This is a genomic window from Lelliottia sp. 7254-16 (genome assembly GCF_002922995.1).
Classification (GTDB): Bacteria; Pseudomonadota; Gammaproteobacteria; order Enterobacterales; family Enterobacteriaceae; genus Enterobacter; species Enterobacter jeotgali.
Genome location: NZ_PQVS01000011.1, coordinates 76,052 through 92,015, shown reverse-complemented (window position 1 = coordinate 92,015; position 15,964 = coordinate 76,052). Strand labels below are relative to the sequence as shown.

16 protein-coding genes are annotated in these 15,964 nt (G+C 55.2%); 10 read left to right on the top strand and 6 right to left on the bottom strand.

Annotated elements, in window-relative coordinates; all coding sequences use genetic code 11:
* Window positions 1-242 precede the first annotated feature (242 nt).
* Entirely contained in the window at window positions 243-1,826 is a 1,584-nt protein-coding gene (locus C3708_RS15355) for an MFS transporter (RefSeq protein WP_095282402.1), read from the top strand.
* A 4-nt stretch (window positions 1,827-1,830) separates the two neighbouring features.
* Window positions 1,831-2,970, top strand: a complete 1,140-nt coding sequence (locus tag C3708_RS15350) for a glycoside hydrolase family 105 protein (protein WP_095282401.1) — start codon at window positions 1,831-1,833, stop codon at window positions 2,968-2,970.
* A 120-nt stretch (window positions 2,971-3,090) separates the two neighbouring features.
* Here the strand turns inward: C3708_RS15350 and argS are convergent, their stop codons facing one another.
* Window positions 3,091-4,824 carry an arginine--tRNA ligase gene (argS, locus tag C3708_RS15345; protein ID WP_103949659.1) on the bottom strand — a complete coding sequence of 578 codons (1,734 nt, stop codon included), beginning with the start codon at window positions 4,822-4,824 and terminating at the stop codon, window positions 3,091-3,093.
* A gap of 239 nt (window positions 4,825-5,063) precedes the next feature.
* On the opposite strand from argS, the gene C3708_RS15340 reads away from it, so the two are divergent.
* Complete coding sequence (locus tag C3708_RS15340) at window positions 5,064-5,624, top strand: VOC family protein (protein ID WP_103949658.1); 561 nt, start codon at window positions 5,064-5,066, stop codon at window positions 5,622-5,624.
* A gap of 85 nt (window positions 5,625-5,709) precedes the next feature.
* The gene (cutC, locus tag C3708_RS15335) at window positions 5,710-6,453 is read left to right on the top strand and encodes a copper homeostasis protein CutC (RefSeq protein WP_103949657.1); all 744 of its coding nucleotides are present in this window, start codon (window positions 5,710-5,712) and stop codon (window positions 6,451-6,453) included.
* A 163-nt stretch (window positions 6,454-6,616) separates the two neighbouring features.
* On the opposite strand, the gene cmoB is transcribed toward cutC, so the two are convergent.
* From cmoB to C3708_RS15310, 5 genes are read right to left on the bottom strand one after another with little or no spacing between them, the layout of a single operon-like run.
* Window positions 6,617-7,588, bottom strand: coding sequence for a tRNA 5-methoxyuridine(34)/uridine 5-oxyacetic acid(34) synthase CmoB (gene cmoB / locus C3708_RS15330; protein WP_095282397.1), 972 nt, complete (start codon window positions 7,586-7,588; stop codon window positions 6,617-6,619).
* A complete protein-coding gene (gene cmoA, locus C3708_RS15325; protein ID WP_095282396.1) occupies window positions 7,585-8,325 on the bottom strand; it encodes a carboxy-S-adenosyl-L-methionine synthase CmoA in 741 nt (246 codons plus the stop codon). Before cmoA ends, cmoB begins: the two co-directional genes overlap by 4 nt.
* Window positions 8,326-8,365: 40 nt before the next feature.
* Window positions 8,366-8,761 (bottom strand): MAPEG family protein, encoded by a 396-nt coding sequence (locus C3708_RS15320; protein WP_100779772.1) that lies wholly within the window; start codon window positions 8,759-8,761, stop codon window positions 8,366-8,368.
* Window positions 8,762-8,810: 49 nt separating this feature from the next.
* A complete protein-coding gene (locus C3708_RS15315) occupies window positions 8,811-9,629 on the bottom strand; it encodes a DUF72 domain-containing protein (RefSeq protein WP_103949656.1) in 819 nt (272 codons plus the stop codon).
* Window positions 9,626-10,192 (bottom strand): hydrolase, encoded by a 567-nt coding sequence (locus C3708_RS15310; RefSeq protein ID WP_103946082.1) that lies wholly within the window; start codon window positions 10,190-10,192, stop codon window positions 9,626-9,628. Before C3708_RS15310 ends, C3708_RS15315 begins: the two co-directional genes overlap by 4 nt.
* Before the next feature lie 264 nt (window positions 10,193-10,456).
* Here C3708_RS15310 and aspS point away from each other — a divergent pair, with 264 nt between their 5' ends.
* From aspS to ruvB, 6 genes are all read left to right on the top strand, one after another.
* Complete coding sequence (gene aspS / locus C3708_RS15305) at window positions 10,457-12,229, top strand: aspartate--tRNA ligase (protein WP_103946081.1); 1,773 nt, start codon at window positions 10,457-10,459, stop codon at window positions 12,227-12,229.
* Window position 12,230: 1 nt separating this feature from the next.
* Window positions 12,231-12,674: a dihydroneopterin triphosphate diphosphatase gene (gene nudB / locus C3708_RS15300; protein WP_095282391.1), complete on the top strand. Its 444-nt coding sequence runs from the start codon at window positions 12,231-12,233 to the stop codon at window positions 12,672-12,674.
* 141 nt (window positions 12,675-12,815) lie between these two features.
* Window positions 12,816-13,556: a YebC/PmpR family DNA-binding transcriptional regulator gene (locus tag C3708_RS15295; protein ID WP_064326513.1), complete on the top strand. Its 741-nt coding sequence runs from the start codon at window positions 12,816-12,818 to the stop codon at window positions 13,554-13,556.
* A 154-nt stretch (window positions 13,557-13,710) separates the two neighbouring features.
* Window positions 13,711-14,232, top strand: coding sequence for a crossover junction endodeoxyribonuclease RuvC (ruvC, locus tag C3708_RS15290; RefSeq protein ID WP_095282390.1), 522 nt, complete (start codon window positions 13,711-13,713; stop codon window positions 14,230-14,232).
* A gap of 80 nt (window positions 14,233-14,312) precedes the next feature.
* A complete protein-coding gene (ruvA, locus tag C3708_RS15285; RefSeq protein ID WP_095282389.1) occupies window positions 14,313-14,924 on the top strand; it encodes a Holliday junction branch migration protein RuvA in 612 nt (203 codons plus the stop codon).
* An 8-nt stretch (window positions 14,925-14,932) separates the two neighbouring features.
* A complete protein-coding gene (ruvB, locus tag C3708_RS15280) occupies window positions 14,933-15,943 on the top strand; it encodes a Holliday junction branch migration DNA helicase RuvB (protein ID WP_095282388.1) in 1,011 nt (336 codons plus the stop codon).
* Window positions 15,944-15,964: the final 21 nt, after the last annotated feature.

The window sequence follows — 15,964 nt, the reverse complement described above, 5'->3', positions numbered from 1 at the left end:
CCGTCAGCAGAAACTGACGGCTGGCTCGCAAAAAATGACCCCGCCTTTTGATGCAAAAGAAACGCTGTTTTATAAATCAGTGACACGCGTAGTTATTCTCTTTGCATTATTGCCATTCGCCCTCATGCAGTGGCAGAAACAGAAAGGTATCAATATGACGATGCTTTTACTGTAGCCGTGTAAAAACTCCCGGACGAGGTTTGCATACAGGGAGTCTCCCAACACTTAAAGGGTTGACGGCAATGAAAACACGTAAAATTGGGCTCAAAAATTACCTGGCTTATGGCTCAGGCGATTTTCTTGGGGCAGGTACGACCGCACTGACGGCGGCCTGGCTGTTATATTTTTATACGACCTTCTGTGGACTCTCGCCTATTGAGGCGACATTTATCTTTGCGGCGGCCAGGGTGCTGGACGCCGTGGTCAGTCCGCTGATGGGCTTCCTGACCGATAACTTTGGTACCACCTGGCTTGGCAAACGCTTTGGCCGGCGTAAGTTCTTTATCCTGCTCGGCATTCCCTGCGTCTTCAGCTACTCGATGATGTGGGTAGGGGACATGAGCTTCTGGTACTACCTGGTCACCTATCTGATCTTCGATATCGTGTACACCATGATTCTGGTGCCTTACGAAACCTTAGTCCCGGAAATGACTGACGATTTCAAACAGAAAACCAAATTCTCTGGCGCGCGTATTTCGATGGCACAAATGTCGGCGATTCTGGCCTCGTTCCTGCCGGGTATTCTGCTGACCCACTTCGGGAAAGACAACGCCATCTCCTTCTTCTATGCGAGCCTGGTGTTCTCCGTGCTGTGCGCGATGATGCTGACGTTCGTTTGGTTCTTCACCTGGGAACGTCCGCGTGAAGAGTGGTCGGAAGCAGCGCTGCGCGCCGAAGAGGAGAAGAAAAAACTCAACCTCCGTCAGAGCCTGAACCGCCTGTTTGTCGAGTTAAGCTCTACGCTGCGGGTGAAGATTTTCCGCCAGCATCTGGGGATGTATCTGGGCGGTTATATCGCACAGGATGTGTTCAACGCCGTGTTTACCTATTACGTGGTGTTCGTGCTGATGCAGGAAGCATCAATGGCCTCGAACTTGCTGGGAACGATGGCTATCTTCCAGTTCATCGCGGTGATCGCCATGATTCCACTGTGTATCCGCTTTGGACCAGCTCCGTCCTATCGGATGGTGGTGGTGCTGTTCGGTCTGGCTTCCATTTCCTACGCAGTGCTCTATTACGCAGGGCTGAGCGACGTTTATGCGCTGTTGCTGCTGGTGTCGGCGGTGGCTGGCCTCGGTCGCGGCGGTATCAACTATGTGCCGTGGAATATCTACACCTACATTGCCGACGTGGATGAAGTCATCACCGGCCAGCGCCGCGAAGGGATCTTCGCTGGCATTATGACGCTGACGCGCAAAGCTTCCCAGGCGGGGGCCATCATGCTGGTAGGTATCGTGATGCAGATGTCCGGCTTTGTCAGCGGTCAGAAAGTTCAGCCAGAGGAAGTGAGCCACACCATTCTGATGATCCTGAGCGTCGGTACTATTCTGGTGCTTTTCTGCGGTTTCCTGGTTTCCCTGCGCTTCAAACTGAATCTGCAAACCCACAGCACCCTGCGCGAAGAGACCGCCAAAATGCGCGAGTCTGGCCGTGCTATGCCGGAGACCGCCACGGTGCAGGCGCGCGAGACAGTCGAGCTGCTGGCCGGGATGCCGTACGAATCCCTGTGGGGCAACAACAATATTGGTTATCTGAATCGCAATAAGCCGGTGGCACCTTCCCTGAAGGACCGCGCGGTACTGAATTCGACATATCACAGAGGTTAAGATTATGAAGGTTTGGCCCGTCAAACATAGCCCGTTACTGCGTCAGCCTGAGCATTTTATTGCCAGGGATGAATTGAAATCGCTGATTGAAAAGGTGACGCACAACCTGGTGAACATTCACGATAAAACCGGCGAATTTTTGCTGCGCCTCGACGACGGTCGCGTGATCGACACCAAAGGCTGGGCGGGATGGGAATGGACGCACGGCGTCGGGCTATACGGTATCTGGCAGTATTACTGCCAGACCGGCAATGGCCAGATGCGTGACATCATCGACGGCTGGTTTGCCGATCGCTTTGCCGAAGGCGCGACCACCAAAAACGTCAATACGATGGCCCCGTTCCTGACCCTGGCGTATCGCTATGAGGAGACGAAAAACGCCACGTATCTGCCGTGGCTGGAGAGCTGGGCAGAATGGGCGATGAACGACATGCCACGCACGGATCACGGCGGGATGCAGCACATTACGCTTGCCGAAGAGAACCATCAGCAGATGTGGGATGACACGCTGATGATGACCGTTCTGCCGCTGGCAAAAATCGGCAAATTACTTAACCGCCCGGAGTACGTTGAAGAAGCGACTTACCAGTTCCTGCTGCACGTGCAAAACCTGATGGACCGGGAGACGGGCCTGTGGTTCCACGGCTGGAATTACGACGGGCAGCATAACTTCGCGAAGGCCCGCTGGGCGCGCGGGAACAGCTGGCTGACGATGGTTATCCCGGACTTCCTTGAGCTGGTGGATCTGCCGGAAAACAACGCGGTGCGTCGTTATCTGGTGCAGGTGCTCAACGCACAAATCGCGGCGCTGGCGACGTGTCAGGACGAAAGCGGTTTGTGGCACACGCTGCTGGACGACCCGAACTCGTATCTTGAAGCATCCGCCACGGCTGGGTTTGCCTACGGGATTTTAAAAGCGGTGCGTAAGCGCTACGTTGGCGCGGAATACGCCGACGTGGCAGAAAAAGCCATTCGTGGAATTGTGAATAATATCTCGCCGGAAGGGGAGTTGTTGCAAACGTCGTTTGGTACGGGGATGGGCAGTAATCTGGAGTTTTATCGGCAGATACCGCTGACCTCCATGCCGTATGGCCAGGCAATGGCGATTCTGTGTCTGACGGAGTATTTACGCAAGTATTTCTAGGTTGCGATTTTGTAGGCCTGATAAGCGCAGCGCCATCAGGCATTTTCCCCGGTGGCGCTGCGCTTACCGGGGCTACGAAAAACACGGACAAAAAACCCGGCCATCGCCGGGTTTCTTTTTTTACATACGCTCTACGGTTTCGATACCGAGCGTATCCAGCCCCAGCTTCAGCGTCTTCGCGGTCAGCTGCGCCAGTTTCAGGCGGCTGTTGCGGATTTCTTCGCTTTCAGCAGACAGGATTGGGCAGTGCTCGTAGAAGCCAGAGAACAGACCCGCCAGATCGTACAGGTAAGAACACATCACGTGCGGCGTCCCTTCACGGGCAACGACAGCCAGCGTCTCTTCGAACTGCAGCAGACGGGCAGCAAGCTGTGCTTCGCGATCTTCGTTGATCACCACCTGAGCATTCGCCAGCGCACTTTCGTCGATGTCGGCTTTACGGAACACGGACAGCACGCGGGTGTAGGCATACTGCATGTACGGCGCGGTATTGCCTTCGAAGGCCAGCATGTTATCCCAGTCGAAGATGTAATCGGTGGTACGGTTTTTTGACAGATCCGCGTATTTCACCGCGCCGATACCCACAGCCGTCGCCAGTTTTTCCAGCTCATCCGCAGACATATCCGGGTTCTTCTCAGCCACCAGACGACGCGCGCGTTCCAGCGCTTCGTCCAACAGATCGGACAGCTTCACGGTACCACCGGCGCGGGTTTTGAACGGCTTACCGTCTTTACCCAGCATCATGCCGAACATGTGGTGTTCCAGCGGAACGGAATCTGGCACGTAACCGGCTTTACGCACGATAGTCCACGCCTGCATCAGGTGCTGATGCTGACGGGAATCGATGTAGTACAGCACGCGATCCGCATGCAGCGTTTCGTAACGGTATTTCGCACAGGCGATATCGGTGGTGGTATACAAATAGCCGCCATCCTTTTTCTGGATGATCACGCCCATCGGTTCGCCGTCCTTGTTTTTGTACTCATCAAGGAACACAACCGTTGCGCCTTCGCTCTCTACCGCCAGTTTTTTGGCTTTCAGATCGGCCACAATGCCCGGCAGCATTGGGTTATAGAGGCTTTCGCCCATAACGTCGTCGCGGGTCAGGGTGACATTCAGACGGTCATAGGTGATTTGGTTCTGGGACATGGTGATGTCAACCAGCTTGCGCCACATTTCGCGGAAGTAGGCATCGCCGCCCTGCAGTTTGACGACGTAGCTGCGCGCGCGCTCGGCGAAGACTTCATCTTCGTCGTAATGTTTTTTGGCTTCGCGGTAGAAACCTTCCAGGTCTGCCAGCGCCATTTCGCCCGCGTTTTCCTGCTGCTGCTTCTCAAGGTACGCAATCAGCATCCCGAATTGCGTACCCCAGTCGCCCACGTGGTTCGCGCGAATCACTTTATGACCGAGGAATTCCAGGGTGCGCACCGCCGCATCACCGATGATGGTGGAGCGCAGGTGGCCGACGTGCATCTCTTTCGCCACGTTGGGGGCAGAGTAATCGATAACGACAGTTTGCGCTTCTGGCAGGGCTACGCCCAGACGCTCAGATTTCAGCGCAGCGTCAATGTGGCCTGCGAGAAATGCCGGGTCGAGGAAAATATTGATAAAGCCAGGACCTGCAATCTCAACTTTATGAGCAATGCCGTTGAGATCCAGATGCGTCAGCACCAGCTCAGCGAGTTGTCGTGGCGGCATGCCCAGTTTTTTAGCAACTGCCATCACGCCATTGGCCTGATAGTCGCCAAACTGTACTTTTGCTGACTGGCGAACCTGAGGTTCGCAATCCGCAGGAGCGCCTGCGGCAATCAGTGCCTGACTGACTTTTTCGGAGAGAAGAGCCTGAATATTCACCTGGATACCTTACATTTTTGCTGTGGGCCCACTACAACCCACACCAGTTTGAGAATTTAGGGCCGGAGTATACTGCAAATGCCCTCTGACGTCAGCATTGCACAGGCTTAAGCGCGCTCAGAAAACAGGCGATGAAATAGTGCATAAACATGCAACGGGTAAAACGTGAAATCTGCGGTTGGTTGCCAGCCGTCAACACGGTAAATTAGCCGCTTTGCGACAGGATAAGAGAACCGCTGATGACGAACTGGCAATCCATAGACGAACTGCATGATATTTCCGCAAATTTACCGCGTTTCACCCAGGCGTTCACAGAACTTGCCACTCGACTGGGGCTGGATATTGCACCACTCGACGCCGATCACATCTCCCTGCGCTGTCATCAGAATGCGACGGCGGAGCGCTGGCGTCGCGGATTTGAACAGTGCGGTGAACTGCTGTCAGAAAACGAGATCAACGGTCGCCCGATTTGCCTGTTCAAATTGCATCAACCGGTGTGCGTGGCCCACTGGCAGTTTAGCGTGGTCGAATTACCGTGGCCGGGCGAAAAACGTTATCCGATTGAGGGCTGGGAGCATATCGAAATCGTACTGCCGGGTGACCCTGAAACGCTGAATGCACGTGCGCTGGCGCTGTTATCCGATGACGGTCTGAGCCAGTCCGGCATTTTCGTGAAAACCAGCTCGCCAAAAGGGGAACGCGAGCGTCTGCCGAACCCGACGCTGGCCGTGACTGATGGAAAAGTCACGGTGAAATTTCACCCCTGGACTATCGAGCAAATTGTCGCCAGTGAAGCATGAGCAGCAAAAGAGTGTGAACTCACGCTGAGTCCGCCGTTTTGCGGCGTGGCATGATGGTTTATTACCGTGGATTTAAGGAGGAAATGTGGCGCTACTGGAGATTTGTTGTTACAGCATGGAATGTGCTGTCACGGCGCAACAAAACGGGGCCGATCGCGTAGAACTGTGCGCCGCGCCGAAAGAGGGCGGTTTGACGCCGTCCTACGGCGTACTGAAGTCGGTTCGCAAATCGGTGACCATTCCCGTTCACCCGATTATTCGCCCGCGCGGCGGAGATTTTTGCTACTCGGCGGGTGAGTTTGACGCGATGCTGGAAGACGTCGCTACAGTGCGCGAGCTGGGTTTCCCCGGTCTGGTGATCGGCCTGCTTGATGAAGACGGCAACGTTGATATGCCGCGTATGCGCCAGATTATGGCGGCGGCAAAAGGGATGGCGGTGACGTTTCATCGTGCCTTTGATATGTGTAAAGACCCTGTTCAAGCCTTTGAAAATCTGGCGGAATTAGGCGTGGCACGCATCCTAACATCCGGCCAGCAGTCGAGCGCTGAAAAAGGACTGCAATTAATTATGGAACTAAAAGCATATTCCGGTGTTCCAATAATAATGGCGGGTGCGGGCGTTCGCGCCAGCAATCTGGAAACGTTTTTAAACGCAGGGGTAGAAGAGCTTCACAGCTCGGCAGGCAAGTGGACGCCTTCGCCTATGCGATATCGCAATACAGGATTATCAATGTCGACAGATGCAGAAGCGGATGAGTACTCCCGCTACGGCGTAGATGGAGAGTCGGTTGCGGTAATGAAATCAATGATTGAGCAGTTTCACGTGTAGCAACGATTTTTACCGCGCATCATGTCGCCCAATATGATGCTTGCTTGTACCAGGCCCCTGCAATTTCAACAGGGGCCTTTTTTTATATTTCGCCGGGTGGCGGCTTCGCCTTACCCGGCCTACAAAACAGTAGGACCGTGCAAGCGAAGCGCCGCCGGGCAAATCACGGCTTAGTCGCAATCAATACCGCACGCATCGGCGCGGGATAGCCTTCGATGGTTTTGCTGCTGTCGTTCGGGTCGAGGAATTCGGCCAGCGACTCAGTGGTAAGCCACTCGGTGCGGCGCTGCTCTTCAGTCGACGTGACGCACACATCCACAATGCGGATATCCACAAAACCGCATTTCGCCAGCCAGTTTTTCAGCGCCAGCGCGGACGGGATAAAGTAGACGTTACGCATTTGCGCATAGCGATCGCCGGGAACCAGCACCGCGTTTTCGTCGCCTTCGATAACCAACGTTTCCAGCACCAGTTCGCCACCACTGACCAGTTGATCTTTCAACTGCCACAGATGTTCCAGCGGCGAGCGGCGGTGATACAGCACGCCCATCGAGAAGACGGTATCAAAGGCATTCAACGCAGGCAGTTGCTCAATGCCCAGCGGCAGAACGTGCGCGCGCTGGTCGTTGCCCAGCAGTTTGCGCACGGCTTCAAACTGACACAGGAACAGCTGCATTGGATCGATCCCGACTGCCAGATGTGCACCCGCGCCAATCATGCGCCACAGGTGATACCCGCTTCCGCAGCCCACATCCAGAATCGTGCGACCGGTCAAATCTGACAGGTGCGGTAAAACGCGATCCCATTTCCAGTCGGAACGCCACTCGGTATTGATGTTCAGGCCGTAGAGAGAAAACGGCCCTTTGCGCCACGGCATCAGGTTGCGCATCAGCTTTTCAAGACGCAGCAGTTGGCCTTCGCTCAGCGGCTCGGCGCTTTCGGCGGTGACGCTATGCAATAAGTCCAGCTTATACGGGGTCATTTCCGGCAAAAACTCCACCGCATTACTCCACTGCTTAAACTGACCGTGCAGAGAATCACGCTGCCAGGCCGCGACCTGCGCAGGCAGGGTTTCCAGCCAGTGGGAGAGGTGGTTTTTGGCGATGAGCTGATAGAAATTGCTGAAGTCGATCATGCGTTGTCCCCTTTCAGAGCGACCAGGGAACCAAAGTTAAAGCACTGGAACCAAAGTTCGCTGTGCTCGAAACCGGCTTTACGCAGGCGCGTTTTGTGTGCTTCGACCGAGTCGGTCAGCATCACGTTTTCAAGCATGCTGCGCTTCTGGCTGATCTCCAGCTCGCTGTAACCATTGGCACGTTTAAAATCATGATGCATGTTGAACAGCAACTCGCCGACGTTGGCATCTTCAAAACTGAATTTTTCCGATAACACCAGCGCACCGCCAGGGTTCAACCCCGCGTAAATTTTGTCCAGCAACAACTGGCGATCTTCAGGCACCAGGAACTGCAGGGTAAAATTCAGTACCACCATTGAGGCGTTCTCGATCTTGATATCGCGGATATCGCCTTCAATGACGTCAACCGGGGTGGGGGCTTTGTAAGCGTCCAGATGACGGCGGCAGCGCTCGACCATTGCCGGAGAATTATCGACCGCAATGATTTTGCAGCCTTCGTGATGCACGTTACGGCGAACCGACAGCGTCGCGGCGCCCAGTGAACAACCCAGGTCATAAACCTGCGTACCGGGTTGAACGAAGCGTTCAGCCAGCATGCCGATCATAGAGATGATATTGGAATAACCTGGAACAGAGCGCTGGATCATATCCGGGAAGACTTCGGCTACCCGTTCATCAAAGGTCCAGTCGCCCAGACTGGCGATAGGCGCGGAAAAAAGCGTGTCGCGATCAGACATAACGTAAAAATCCGGGAAAAATAAAGTGGCGTATTGTGCGCTAATGGAAAGAGAAAACCAACTCCCACGGCATATACCACAGGTTAGCCAGCACCATCAGCAAAAGCGAACACCAGGTCGCGCTCATGCCGGAACGACGCCAGCGGAATAAGCGGTGGTGGAAGCCGTAATAATGCATCAGTCGCCCGGCGATCAATAACAGACCGCAGACGTGAACCATCCAGGTTTCTGCGCCGTCCATTTCCATGAGCAGCAGCAAAATCAGCGCAATGGGAATGTACTCCACCGCATTACCATGAATGCGAATGGCGCTTTGAAGCTCCGAAAACCCACCGTCACCGTATGAGACGCGGTATTGCATTCTCAGGCGCACAACGTCAAACGAAAACTTAATCAGTAGTAATGCACCTAACACCGCGTACAGTGCGCTGACCATACAAACTCCCTGTTTTTGGCAGATGGCACTTCTATGATAGGGGTTGACGTCAGAAAAGAGAAGATTGTTGTGGGATCGACGGGGCAGGTCCAAGGGACGGAACCGCAGCCTGCAAGGCTTGCCACAGTGCATCGACCAGTTCAGGCGCCTGGGCGATGTCCGGCGTGTGCAGGAACAGGTAAGGCGTGGTGGTTTGCTCCCATTTCGGCAGTGTTTGCAGCCAGACGTCGAACATCTCGCGGTTTTGCTGCATATTGTCGCTGCCGATAAACCGCACCATCGGGTTGTGGGCGGTGACGACCGCATGAACCGGCACTTTCGGTTTTTTACGTTGGGCGTCGATAATGGCTTCGCTATGCGCCACGGCGCTATGGACCGGACGACTGTCCAAAATGACACGATTCACACCGCGTTCATGCAATCCACGGTTAAGCGCCTGTTCCGCTTCACCTTTGGCGAAAAACTCTGGATGACGAACTTCCACGCCGTAAGTAAATTCGCGGGGAAGGGCGTCGAGAAAACCCCACAGCGCGGGCAGATCGCGCGGGCCAAAGGTGGCGGGCAGTTGCAACCAGTACTGGCCAATGCGGTTCGCCAGCGGCGACATCCTGTCGAAAAACTCCTCGGTTAAATCTCCGCACTGGCGCAGCGCGGCCTGGTGCGAAATGGTCGCCGGGAATTTAAAGCAGAAGCGGAAGTCATCGGTCGTTTGCTCCCGCCAGCGTGCGACGATCTCCGCGCGCGGCAGGGCGTACAGCGTGGTGTTGCCCTCCACGCAGTTAAAATGGCGGGCATACTCTTCAAGGCTGGTAATGCCCAGGCGCACCCATTTCGGGTGCGACCATTGGGGAAGTCCCAGGTAGATCATAACGCGCTAAGGATCTCGTCGGTGCTGCGCACGCGGCCAATACGCGGGAAGATATGGGTCATGCTGCCCTGATGCTGATCCGCCGAGGCGGCGCTGCACGCGTCTTCGGCAATCACCAGATTAAAGCCCAGTTCCCAGGCGTTACGCGCGGTGGATTCCACGCCGATATTGGTGGAAATCCCGCACAGGATGATGGTGTCGATCCCACGACGGCGCAGCTGGAGTTCCAGATCGGTGCCATAGAACGCGCCCCACTGGCGTTTGGTGACTTCGATATCGCTATCCTGTTTGCCCAGAGTTTCAGGATACGTCCACCAGTTTGCGGGCAGCGCGGCGGCAGGCGCTTTCGCATCCACCGGCTGTTTCAGCGCTTCGGCGAAATCGGCTGACCAGCCCACGCGTACCATCACCACCGGCGATCCGCTGGCGCGACATTTATCCGCAAGACGTGCGCTGCGGCTGACCACATCCGAAGCCGTGTGCGGGCCGCCGGCGAACGGCAGAATACCTTCCTGCAAATCAATCACAACAAGCGCGGTTTTGGTGGCATCAAGTGTTAACATCATTACTCCAGTCAAGAAATTAGCGTCCGTCACACCTTACGATGATACAGGGTAAGTAAGATCGGATAATTTTGTTAATTTTTGTGAGAATGCGCAATAAGAGTGCAGCAATCGCGCGTCTGGCAAGCTTCTCTCTTATCGTACGGCGGAATTTCCAGTATAATAGCCGCCTTTTTTCATCCAGTTGTGACATACAGAAAGCTGCGACATAGTAGCCTGTAACTCAGGCGACATTTAGCCTGCGGCTAAATTAAGGGATATCTCATGCGTACAGAATATTGCGGGCAGTTGCGTCAGTCCCACGTTGGACAGCAGGTGACCCTGTGTGGTTGGGTCAACCGTCGTCGTGATCTTGGTAGCCTTATCTTCATCGATTTGCGTGACCGTGAAGGCATCGTGCAGGTGTTCTTCGATCCGGATCGTGCGGACGCGTTAAAACTGGCCTCCGAACTGCGTAATGAGTTCTGCATCCAGGTCACCGGCACCGTGCGTGCGCGTGACGAAAAAAACATCAACGCCGATATGGCGACGGGTGCCATCGAAGTGCTGGCGTCCGACCTGACCATCATCAACCGTTCAGAATCGCTGCCGCTTGACTCCAACCACGTCAACACCGAAGAAGCGCGTCTGAAATATCGCTATCTGGATCTGCGTCGCCCGGAAATGGCTCAGCGCCTGAAAACCCGCGCGAAGATCACCAGCCTGGTGCGTCGTTTCATGGACGACCACGGTTTCCTCGATATCGAAACCCCGATGCTGACCAAAGCCACGCCGGAAGGCGCGCGCGATTATCTGGTCCCTTCACGCGTACATAAAGGCAAATTCTACGCGCTGCCGCAGTCTCCACAGCTGTTCAAACAGCTGCTGATGATGTCCGGTTTCGATCGCTACTATCAGATCGTGAAATGCTTCCGCGACGAAGACCTGCGCGCTGACCGTCAGCCTGAATTTACCCAGATCGACGTCGAGACTTCCTTCATGACCGCACCACAGGTGCGCGAAATCATGGAAGCGCTGGTACGTGGTCTGTGGCAGGACGTGAAAGGTGTGGATCTGGGCGATTTCCCGATCATGACCTTCGCAGAAGCAGAGCGTCGTTACGGTTCTGACAAACCCGACCTGCGTAACCCGATGGAGCTGGTGGACGTCGCTGACCTGCTGAAAGCAGTCGAATTTGCCGTCTTCTCCGGCCCGGCTAACGATCCGAAAGGCCGCGTGGCTGCCCTGCGTGTTCCTGGTGGCGCAAGCTTGAGCCGTAAACAAATTGATGACTACGGCAATTTCGTGAAAATCTACGGCGCGAAAGGCCTGGCTTATATTAAAGTCACCGAACGTGCGAAAGGCATCGAAGGGATCACCAGCCCGGTGGCGAAATTCCTGAACGCAGACATCGTGGAAGCGGTTCTTGAGCGCACTGGCGCACAGGACGGCGACATGATCTTCTTCGGCGCTGACAACAAGAAAGTGGTTGCCGACGCGCTGGGCGCACTGCGCCTCAAACTGGGTAAAGACCTGAGCCTGACCGACGAAGCCAAATGGGCTCCGCTGTGGGTGATTGATTTCCCAATGTTTGAAGAAGACGGTGAAGGCGGCCTGACGGCAATGCACCACCCGTTCACCGCGCCGAAAGACATGACCGCGAGCGAACTGAAAGCGGCACCGGAAGAGGCCGTGGCGAACGCCTACGATATGGTGATCAACGGTTATGAAGTGGGCGGCGGTTCCGTGCGTATCCACAGCGGCGAAATGCAGCAGACCGTGTTCGGCATTCTGGGCATTAACGAGCAAGAGCAGCGCGAGAAGTTTGGCTTCCTGCTGGACGCCCTGAAATACGGCACGCCTCCGCACGCAGGCCTGGCGTTTGGTCTGGATCGCCTGACCATGCTGCTGACCGGTACCGATAACATTCGTGATGTAATTGCCTTCCCGAAAACCACCGCCGCTGCGTGTCTGATGACCGAAGCGCCAAGCTTTGCTAACCCGGCCTCTCTGGCTGAGCTGGGCATCGACGTGGTGAAAAAGGAAGAGAAAAACTGATATGGAGTATAAGCGTCCCGTTTCGGTCTTAGTGGTGATTTACGCGCAGGACACTAGGCGGGTGCTGATGTTACAGCGACGCGACGATCCCGATTTCTGGCAGTCGGTTACCGGCAGCCTGGAAGAGGGTGAAACCGCGTTGCAGGCCGCCGCGCGTGAAGTAAATGAAGAGGTCACCATTAATGTTGCTCAGGAGCAACTGACCCTGAAGGACTGTCAGCGCACGGTGGAGTTTGAAATTTTTAGCCATTTACGTCATCGCTATGCGCCGGGAATTGAGCGCAATACGGAATCGTGGTTCTGTCTTGCGCTTCCCCATGAACGGCAGATCGTGTTTACGGAACATCTAACCTACCGCTGGGTTGATGCAGCCGTTGCCGCTACCTTGACCAAGTCATGGAGCAACCGGCAGGCGATTGAAGAATTTGTAATTAACGTTAACTAGTTTTCCCAAGAATTTCAGTTCTCAGGAAGGCGGCAAGACCGAGAGTCACCCTGAGCTTACTTCAGTAAGTGATGGGTGTAAGCGGGCGCAGCCAACGCATCTGGAAGCTGAAAGGCGAAGGATAATTTTGGAGAGTTTTTTATGGCAGGTCATAGTAAGTGGGCCAACACCAAACACCGTAAAGCGGCACAGGATGCCAAGCGCGGTAAGATCTTTACTAAAATCATTCGCGAGCTGGTGACGGCAGCCCGTTTGGGCGGCGGCGATGCGGGTTCTAACCCACGTCTGCGCGCAGCGATTGATAAAGCACTGTCTAACAACATGACGCGTGACACCCTGAACCGTGCCATCGCACGTGGCGTGGGCGGCGATGACGACGCGAACATGGAAACCATCATTTATGAAGGTTACGGCCCTGGCGGTACAGCGGTCATGGTTGAGTGTCTGTCTGACAACCGTAACCGTACCGTTGCCGAAGTGCGTCATGCGTTTACCAAAACCGGTGGCAACCTGGGCACCGACGGTTCCGTGGCTTACCTGTTCAGCAAAAAAGGCGTGATTTCCTTCGAGAAAGGCGACGAAGACGCGATCATGGAAGCGGCGCTGGAAGCGGGTGCTGAAGACGTTGTGACCTTCGACGACGGTGCGATTGACGTCTACACCGCCTGGGAAGAGATGGGCGCAGTGCGTGATGCGCTGGAAGCGGCAGGTCTGAAAGCGGACAACGCTGAAGTGTCGATGATCCCATCGACCAAAGCAGACATGGATGCGGAAACCGCGCCAAAACTGCTGCGTCTGATCGATATGCTGGAAGACTGCGACGACGTGCAGGAAGTTTATCATAACGGCGAGATCTCTGATGAGGTCGCCGCGACCCTGTGATTCGCGTCATCTTTAAGCCCACAGGTGCGTTGGCTCTCCTCGTTCACCCCAGTCACGTAGTTCATCTACGCTCCTGGGGATTCGCTGCGTGGCCGCCTTCCTGTGAGCTGAAAGATTTAGCGTATCACCGCCCCGTTATCACCGGAGACGCGTGATGTCGATTATTCTCGGGATTGACCCCGGCTCACGCATCACCGGTTATGGCGTTATCCGCCAGGTCGGTCGTCAACTGACGTATCTGGGCAGTGGCTGTATTCGTACTAAAGTGGATGATTTACCGTCGCGTCTTAAGCTCATTTACGCGGGCGTGTCGGAAATCATCACCCAGTTTCAGCCGGACTTTTTTGCCATCGAGCAGGTGTTTATGGCGAAAAATGCCGACTCGGCGTTGAAACTGGGTCAGGCGCGCGGCGTGGCGATTGTCGCGGCGGTCAACCAGGATTTACCGGTGTTCGAATATGCGGCGCGGCAGGTCAAACAGACGGTCGTCGGCAATGGCGCAGCAGAGAAAACGCAGGTACAGCACATGGTGCGAACCTTGCTAAAGCTCCCGGCTAATCCGCAGGCGGATGCCGCCGATGCGCTGGCGATTGCGATAACCCACTGTCATGTGAGCCAGAACGCCATGCAAATGAGCGATTCGCGGCTCAATCTGGCGCGGGGTCGGTTACGATAATCACAAAAGAGGCTGGATAAACATCCAGCCTTTTTTTATGATGGCAGAAGTTAAATTAGCATCTCACGCAGGAGCAGCATGTGATTGGCAGACTCAGAGGCATCATCATTGAAAAACAACCCCCGTTAGTTCTGCTGGAAGCGGGAGGCGTGGGCTATGAAGTCCATATGCCGATGACCTGTTTCTATGAACTCCCGGACTCAGGGAAAGAGGCGATTGTCTTCACCCAGTTCGTGGTGCGTGAAGATGCGCAGCTCTTGTACGGCTTTAATAATAAGCAGGAACGTATGCTGTTCCGCGAACTGATTAAAACTAACGGCGTCGGTCCTAAGCTGGCGCTGGCCATTTTGTCCGGTATGTCGGCCCAGCAGTTTGTGAATGCCGTTGAGCGTGAAGATCCCGCTGCGCTGATCAAGCTGCCGGGGATTGGCAAAAAAACCGCCGAGCGCCTGATTGTCGAAATGAAGGATCGCTTCAAAGGTCTGCATGGCGACCTGTTTACGCCAGCGTCCGATCTGGTGCTGACTTCACCGAACGGCCCAACGGACGACGACGCAGAGCAAGAAGCAGTGGCTGCGCTGGTGGCGCTGGGCTATAAACCACAGGAAGCCAGCCGGATGGTGAGCAAAATCGCCAAACCGGATGCCAGCAGTGAAACCCTGATTCGTGAAGCGCTCCGCGCGGCATTGTGAGGTAGAGGATGATTGAAGCAGACCGCCTGATTTCGGCAGCCAGCAGTGTTCCAGAGGATGTGGTGGATCGCGCTATCCGTCCGAAATTGCTGGAAGAGTACATTGGCCAGCCACAGGTTCGCTCACAGATGGAAATCTTTATCCAGGCGGCGAAACTTCGCGGGGATGCCCTCGATCATCTGCTGATTTTTGGCCCTCCAGGCTTAGGTAAAACCACGCTGGCGAATATCGTTGCTAACGAAATGGGCGTGAATCTGCGCACCACCTCTGGCCCGGTGCTTGAGAAAGCAGGGGATTTGGCGGCGATGCTGACCAACCTCGAGCCGCACGACGTGCTGTTTATTGATGAGATCCACCGTCTGTCTCCGGTGGTCGAAGAGGTGCTGTATCCGGCGATGGAAGATTATCAGCTGGATATCATGATTGGTGAAGGTCCGGCGGCGCGCTCAATTAAAATTGACCTGCCGCCATTTACCCTGATTGGCGCCACTACCCGTGCGGGTTCACTGACCTCGCCACTGCGCGACCGCTTCGGCATTGTGCAGCGACTTGAGTTCTATCAGGTGGCCGATCTGCAGTACATCGTTGGTCGTAGCGCGCGCTTTATGGGACTTGAGCTGAGCGATGAAGGCGCGTTTGAAGTGGCTAAACGTTCGCGGGGTACGCCGCGTATCGCCAACCGTCTCCTGCGTCGTGTGCGTGACTTCGCTGAAGTGAAACACGACGGCACCATTTCGCTGGATATCGCCTCGCAGGCGCTGGACATGCTGAACGTCGATGCGGAAGGATTTGACTATATGGACCGCAAGCTGCTGCTGGCGATTCTGGATAAATTCTTTGGCGGGCCGGTCGGGCTGGACAACCTGGCGGCGGCGATTGGTGAAGAGCGGGAAACCATCGAGGACGTGCTGGAGCCGTATCTGATTCAGCAGGGCTTTTTACAGCGCACGCCGCGTGGACGAATGGCAACGGTACGCGCGTGGAATCACTTCGGGATTACGCCACCGGAAATGCCGTAGTTCGCTGCGGAAAAAGCCGGA

Bases quoted from the DNA above. Each gene is read 5' to 3' on its own strand.
- C3708_RS15355 (WP_095282402.1), top strand. From the start codon at position 243: ATGAAAACACGTAAAATTGGGCTCAAAAATTACCTGGCTTATGGCTCA.
- C3708_RS15295 (WP_064326513.1), top strand. From the start codon at position 12,816: ATGGCAGGTCATAGTAAGTGGGCCAACACCAAACACCGTAAAGCGGCA.
- ruvC (WP_095282390.1), top strand. From the start codon at position 13,711: ATGTCGATTATTCTCGGGATTGACCCCGGCTCACGCATCACCGGTTAT.
- ruvB (WP_095282388.1), top strand. From the start codon at position 14,933: ATGATTGAAGCAGACCGCCTGATTTCGGCAGCCAGCAGTGTTCCAGAG.
- C3708_RS15315 (WP_103949656.1), bottom strand. From the start codon at position 9,629: ATGATCTACCTGGGACTTCCCCAATGGTCGCACCCGAAATGGGTGCGC.
- C3708_RS15340 (WP_103949658.1), top strand. From the start codon at position 5,064: ATGACGAACTGGCAATCCATAGACGAACTGCATGATATTTCCGCAAAT.
- C3708_RS15320 (WP_100779772.1), bottom strand. From the start codon at position 8,761: ATGGTCAGCGCACTGTACGCGGTGTTAGGTGCATTACTACTGATTAAG.
- C3708_RS15310 (WP_103946082.1), bottom strand. From the start codon at position 10,192: ATGTTAACACTTGATGCCACCAAAACCGCGCTTGTTGTGATTGATTTG.
- cmoB (WP_095282397.1), bottom strand. From the start codon at position 7,588: ATGATCGACTTCAGCAATTTCTATCAGCTCATCGCCAAAAACCACCTC.
- nudB (WP_095282391.1), top strand. From the start codon at position 12,231: ATGGAGTATAAGCGTCCCGTTTCGGTCTTAGTGGTGATTTACGCGCAG.
- C3708_RS15350 (WP_095282401.1), top strand. From the start codon at position 1,831: ATGAAGGTTTGGCCCGTCAAACATAGCCCGTTACTGCGTCAGCCTGAG.
- cmoA (WP_095282396.1), bottom strand. From the start codon at position 8,325: ATGTCTGATCGCGACACGCTTTTTTCCGCGCCTATCGCCAGTCTGGGC.
- aspS (WP_103946081.1), top strand. From the start codon at position 10,457: ATGCGTACAGAATATTGCGGGCAGTTGCGTCAGTCCCACGTTGGACAG.